General features: G+C 42.8%; 4 protein-coding genes. 3 read left to right on the forward strand and 1 reads right to left on the reverse strand.

What is annotated here, in order from left to right:
* The 3 genes from A5875_RS14990 to A5875_RS15000 all read left to right on the forward strand — a co-directional run.
* A partial coding sequence (locus tag A5875_RS14990; RefSeq protein WP_217809350.1) for a hypothetical protein occupies nucleotides 1-349 on the forward strand: 349 nt, incomplete at its 5' end.
* A gap of 226 nt (nucleotides 350-575) precedes the next feature.
* The gene (locus tag A5875_RS14995) at nucleotides 576-884 is read left to right on the forward strand and encodes a DUF2089 family protein (RefSeq protein ID WP_088934330.1); all 309 of its coding nucleotides are present in this window, start codon (nucleotides 576-578) and stop codon (nucleotides 882-884) included.
* A gap of 655 nt (nucleotides 885-1,539) precedes the next feature.
* Nucleotides 1,540-4,995, forward strand: a complete 3,456-nt coding sequence (locus A5875_RS15000) for a MucBP domain-containing protein (RefSeq protein WP_088934331.1) — start codon at nucleotides 1,540-1,542, stop codon at nucleotides 4,993-4,995.
* Between the two features lie 121 nt (nucleotides 4,996-5,116).
* Here the strand turns inward: A5875_RS15000 and A5875_RS15005 are convergent, their stop codons facing one another.
* A complete protein-coding gene (locus A5875_RS15005) occupies nucleotides 5,117-6,163 on the reverse strand; it encodes a hypothetical protein (RefSeq protein WP_088934332.1) in 1,047 nt (348 codons plus the stop codon).
* Nucleotides 6,164-6,239: the final 76 nt, after the last annotated feature.

Consider the following 6,239-nt stretch of genomic DNA (forward strand, 5'->3'; position numbering starts at 1 on the left):
TCATCAAGTAGCACGGACGAAAGCAGCAGTTCAACAGATGAATCATCAAGTAGCACGGACGAAAGCAGCAGTTCAACAGATGAATCATCAAGCAGTACGGACGAAAGCAGCAGCTCAACAGACGAATCGTCAACAAGCAGCAGTAGCAGCAGTTCGACAGGCTCATCGTCATCAAGCGGCAATAGCGGTAACTCGACCGATAAATCGTCAAGCAGCGGTAACAGCTCGACTGATAAATCAACAAGCAGCAGTAGCAATTCAACGGATGGATCATCAAGCAAGGACGGAAGCAACGATTCAACGGTGGAATCAACGAAAAATGATGACGACGAACTTAAAGGTGGTCTAGGTGGGGCTGGTAATCAAAATACCCCAACTGGCGGCGGTTCGAATACACGTACTTTTATTGCTGGAAACTACACAGAAAATGGATCAACGAAAAAATCATTGCCTAAAACAGGCAGCGTAATAAATCACGGATATATATGGATAGGAATAATCTTCATTTTCAGTAGTCTGGTACTACTGGGAAGAGAGAAGAAGATTAGAAATAATGAAAAATAGGAGGTTACCCAATGAATCAAGAAAATATTCCTCGCTGGTTCTCGGAACTGAATGAGGAAGAAATCAACTTTACAAAAAAATTTATACTAGCTTCAGGTTCAATAAAGGAGTTGGCTGAAACTTACTCAACTAGCTATCCAACGATTCGAAAAAGATTGGATAAATTGATCCAAAAAATTCAAGTGAATGAAAGAAAGGAAAATGATACGGTTGTAAAGTTGATCAATCAATTAGAAGAAGAGGGAAAGATTGATCAAGAGATAGCCAAAACGGTTGTCCTAGAATACAGCAAATCATTAAACTGTTTGATTGTAGATTAATCAAACTATAAAAGTTAGACTTTTTCGGAGTGGAGAGATCCACTCCGTTTTTCTTTGTTTGATATTCGATGGTTTTGTAATCGTTTAGCCATAACGTTGCATTTTTTAAACTAACAGCCAACAGCAAGTTCTTCCAAAGGATAGGTGAATTCTGTCTTTTGGGAGAGTTTTTTTGTCGCAAAAAAGATGCACTCGCTGCGACTTGTTAATGCAAGGATCGTTACTTGAAGCGTTTGAATCAAAGATAACGATTTTGCTGCTTTCCATTCTTCAAAACTGATCCTTAGAAGATCTGTTCAGCTTATTCTTTTCTCTTTCTTCAAAACCACTAATAGTATTTTTTTGTATTAAGTATTAATAAATCTGAAAAACAAGAAAATGAATTCGTTCAATTAATCTTTTAATAATTTATCCTTAATAACAGTTGAATATAATCTCTTTATAAATTACAATGATTATTAAATTGATTAAAAATTAGTTACTTTTAAGTTAGTGGAATCGATTAAGTATTTAAAGCATTGAAGAATCTACAAACAATGTTGAATCCTTTTGGATTAATTGTTTCATAGATACATATCGGACTGATTTACATTAAAAATAACGATTGTTTCTTAATGCTAGTGAGGATTGAAAAGGAAAAGTGAGGATAATGAGAATGAAGAAGGACAAATGGACTATTTTATTTGTTTCAATGTTAAGTGTTTTTATTTTAGGGGCAGCTGGACAGACGGCTTTTGCGGATGAAGTGGCAGTCGATGCGGTAGCTGAGCTGCAGGATGCAGTGAAGAATGCGCCAGAAAATCGGCGGGTCACATTGAGCGGTGCCTTCCCAACAGACCTCAGCGCCACGATCGGGTTAGCTGAATCACCGTATCAAGTAGAAGTTGACGGTGAGGGCAAGACGATTCAATCCAGTACAGGAAAGCAGTTGTTTTCTTACGGCGGCGGGACTGGGACAGCGAGCTCCACATTGACGTTGAAAAACTTTAATCTGCAAGGACTGGGGAATAATGCTCGAGCGTTATCCGTCTCAGGCTACAAGGGCGAGTTCATTTTAGAAAATACCGTAGTCAATAATTTTCGCGGATACGACGATGGCAGCGCCTTTTATACAGCTGGAAATACGACGATCAATAATTCTACGTTCTCAAACAACGTGAACAATGCATCGGGATATTCTGGTGGTGCGATTGCCTGTAAAGGCTACTCAGCGAATTTCAAAGTATCCAATTCTAAATTTATTGCCAATGAAACACTTCAGGCGGGAACCGGAAATGTCGGCGGTGAGGGTGGTGCGATCTACTTCTTCCAACCAAGCGCCTCAGCGAAATTCACCTTCAAGAATAATTATTTTGAAGGCAATAAATCGGTCGAGAATGTTTCTGGCGGCGGAAAAGCTAAATTAGCAGATGGCGGAGCGATCGCGTTTTTCAATACGGTGAATGGCACGGATATTTTGTTTGCTGGCAATTCATTTGTAGGTAATGTCGCTGGTGATGACGGCGGGGCGATCTTGATTCAAACGAATGACAACATCTCAAGTGCTGCGACCTTTATCAATAATACTTTTTACCAAAACAAAGCTTTAGGGCAGGATCTTTCAGCGAATAATGGCGGAGCGATCCAGATTTACGCAAATGGCGGACCGTTAGAAGGCAGGAGAGCTGCAGTTGATTATATCAACAATAGTTTTGTTGAAAACGTAGCGGTATACGATGGCGGGGCGATCGGAAGCTCTGGCTATGGATTGAATTATTCAGCGGGACGTTACGCGAATAATCTATTTGCTGGCAACAAATCACGAACAGCTAGCAAAAAAAATATTGCCGATGGCAGGGTTGATGGTGCTGGGAATCTCGAATCAAACCTCGGCTATGATAACGGCACTGCGACTTCGGTAACGATGGAAGATGTTTTTGGAACAGCTCCGGTTGGTTTAGTCGATAATTACAATAAAATCAAAGCCGGAACTTCAAGCGATGCGATCATTTTACCAACAGTTCCGATTGCACCAGAAAAATTGGCGGATGATCAGGTAGATAATCTTCGGGCAGTGAATGAAGATCAACGAGGATTGCCGCGGTCAGCGAAAGCGGACATTGGCGCCATTGAGATCGATTGGATCAAATACGACAGCAATGGCGGGATCTTTGATCTAGGAACGGTGCTGCCGAAATATGAAGGCACGATCTATTATGAAGGCACGCAGCCGGAAAAATATTACCAAGTCGGTTACAAGGATTTGAATCAAACGATTCCAGCCGGTACAGATTTGAAGGCAACACGAGAGGGCTATCAATTTGCGGGCTGGTCCAAGGATAAGAATGCCAAAGAACCGGATGCTAATTTAGCTGCGGGTCAAGCCATTACGATTCCTAAGGGCAATGAAACGCTGTATGCTGTTTGGAAAAAATCAGAGCCGGTCATCGTTCATTATATGACCTATGATGAAAATAAGAATTTGGTCCAAATCAGCCCGGATGTCACCTTGACCGGCGCATTAGGCGATTCGTATCATGCAGAAATCAAAGAAATCGATGAATATGCTTTTTCTGGTGTAAAAGAAGGCGATTCGATCACCGGTATCTTTAGCGATGAGGCGAAGGAAATCACCTTGATTTACATTAAGGTTCCCAAAGAAAAAGGCACCGTGCTGGCACAATATCAAGACGAATCAGGAAGACCGTTAGCAGGTGATGAGATGACGTCGGGTGTGATCGGCAGTGATTACACCACGGTTCAAAAGGATATCGAGGGCTATACATTTAAAGAAGTACAAGGGGCTGCTGCTGGCAAATATGTGTCAGGGATTACCCAAGTGATTTATGTGTATACCAAGAATCCCGCGGAGCAAGGGAAAGTGATCGTTCATTATCAAGATGAGGATGGCGTACCGCTGAGTCCAGATGTTGAGTTGACAGGAGATGTTGACGATATCTATACGGCAGAAGTGAAACTATTCGATGGCTATACTTTGAAGGGGATCGAAGGGAAGGTCAGCGGAAAGTATGCGGTTCAAGATCAAGAAGTGACCTTGACCTATGCGAAAAAGGGGACTGGCGTTGAAAAAGGTGTTCTGATCGTAGAGTATCAAGATGAAACCGGTCATCCGCTGCTAAATAGCGAAGTGACGATCGCAGAAATCGGCAACTCATATACAACTGTGAAAAAAGATATTGCAGGTTACAGCTTTAAAGAAGTGATCGGCGCTGAAAGCGGCCAATACGTTGCGGGCATTACAAAGGTGACGTATGTCTATGAGAAAGATGTTCAGAAAGGCAAAGTGACGATTCATTATCAAGATGAAGCGGGCAAGAAACTGGCTGAGGATTATACCGATGAACAACCAGTTGGGACACCTTTGCCGATCGAAATGATGGACAAAGAAATCTCTGGTTATCACTGGAAAGAAATTAAGGGATTAACTAAAGAGGCGCGATACACAGAGAAGGCGCAAGATATTACCGTTATATATAAGAAGCAAAAGGGTCTAGTGATCGCTAATTACCTTAGCGATGGGGGGAAAGTATTAGCCGATCCTGTTACAACGCAGGGGGAAGTCGGGGAAGCTTATCAGACTGAGCAGAAAGAAATCAAAGGCTATCAATGGAAGGAAACAAGCGGCAATGTCGCCGGGAAGTATAATGCAGAGCCGCAGATCGTGACGTATATCTATTCAAACAAAGGCGCGATCAAGATTCAATACGTCGATGAAGCGGGCACAGAGCTGGCGCCTGCCGAACAACAAATCGGTACCATTGGCAAGGAATACGAAACAACGGCAAAAACGATTGACGGCTGGAAGGTCAAAGAAGCACCGAAAAATGCGAAGGGAACCTATCAAGCAGAGGAGCAGACAATCACCTATGTCTACCTAAAAGCTGCGCCGGCAGAAGAAACAACGAATGAAGACGGCGGCCAAGCCCCATCTGGCAATAGCGGAACGACCACGGGCACACCAAAAACACTACCTCATACTGGTCAGTCTCAAGCAAGTGCAAAGAAATTACCTGCCACAGGTGAGAAACGAACAGGTTCGCTTGTTCTGTCTCTAATCGGGCTGGGAATTATTGGGACTATCGGCATGAGTGTTTTAAGAAAAAAAGTGTAGGCTGAATAAGCTGCTGGATTGAGAGAAATTTCTCAGTTCGGCAGTTTTTTTATCGGCCGGATCAGCCGCTGAAATTTGGCGCACTAAATAACCCTTTGTTAATGAAGCGATTTTTCAGGTCTTATTCTTTGGTATGCCGTTTTAGCCAGTTATCGATCAAATTCATTCTATAGGCCAGCTTACTTGTGTTGGGCTTCTTTTTTTTCGGTTTTTTGGCAGGTGTCGGCGAAGCGGCGGCTTTAACAGTCTCTGGTTTAATGGCGGTTGCGTCAGTTTCAGGCCAAGACAGCGGTTCATCTATCACGGGCGGCTGTTCTGCAGATGGAGAGTCTGCGGGTACTTCTTCAACAAAGGCGACAGGGATATTTTCTATACTGTCGATTTCCGGATGAGCTGCTTGAACCAAGGCCAACACGTCGCTTTCATTTAAGCCGCTTGGATCAACATCTGCGGGAACAACGATCTCGATCGGATCTGGCTCAGAAAACTCGGCATCAACGAATTGGACAGACTCCCCCTGCAGCTCTTCCGGCCACCCATCATCATCGAAAGTATCCTTTGAGCCTGGACGGCTAGTTTTGATGAATTTCGCAAAGCGTCTTGTCCCGTCTGCCTTTTTAAAAACGCTCAACGTCGTCAGGATTTCTAAAATTTTTGAGGTATGCGCTCTTGTGTAGGTTTCATCCATGTCACGCAATGACATTCGATGCTTTTTACCAGCCGCGTCTTCAAAGATCGAGATCAGACGAAGCTCAAGGTCAGGATATTTGCGGGTACTGGTGCCGGGGGTGGTCAAAAATCTACTATATAAGCGAGCTTCTTTGGTAAAATGCTGAAATTCCTTTTGATTTTTAAACAAGCGATTGATGACTTTTTGCCAGTCATTCTCATCGCTAAAGTAGTTTTTAAAATAATAGCAGTATCTGCGCAGCGTATTACTAGGCTTAGCGGTCAGCAGCAATTCGCAAATCAAGTCTTGAAACATAAAGGAATAGTCGCTGAGAATCAATGTATTTCGCACCATGATCGCCACAGCGTACTCGATTACAGCCGAAACATTCTGAGAATGCTCGAAGTAGCTGATGATTTTACGTTCAAGGTTGTCGCGTTTTATGGAGAAGATTTGTCGTTCGGTTAATGGTTTCGTTTGCACGTCTGATTTTTTCATGTCAATTCGCTCCTGTCAGTAATGTATCCGTTTTCTGTTGTTTCTAAAATTATCATACTCTTGAATGGTTCAAAAT

The organism is Enterococcus sp. 3H8_DIV0648, assembly GCF_002140655.1.
Classification (GTDB): Bacteria; Bacillota; Bacilli; order Lactobacillales; family Enterococcaceae; genus Enterococcus_A; species Enterococcus_A hulanensis.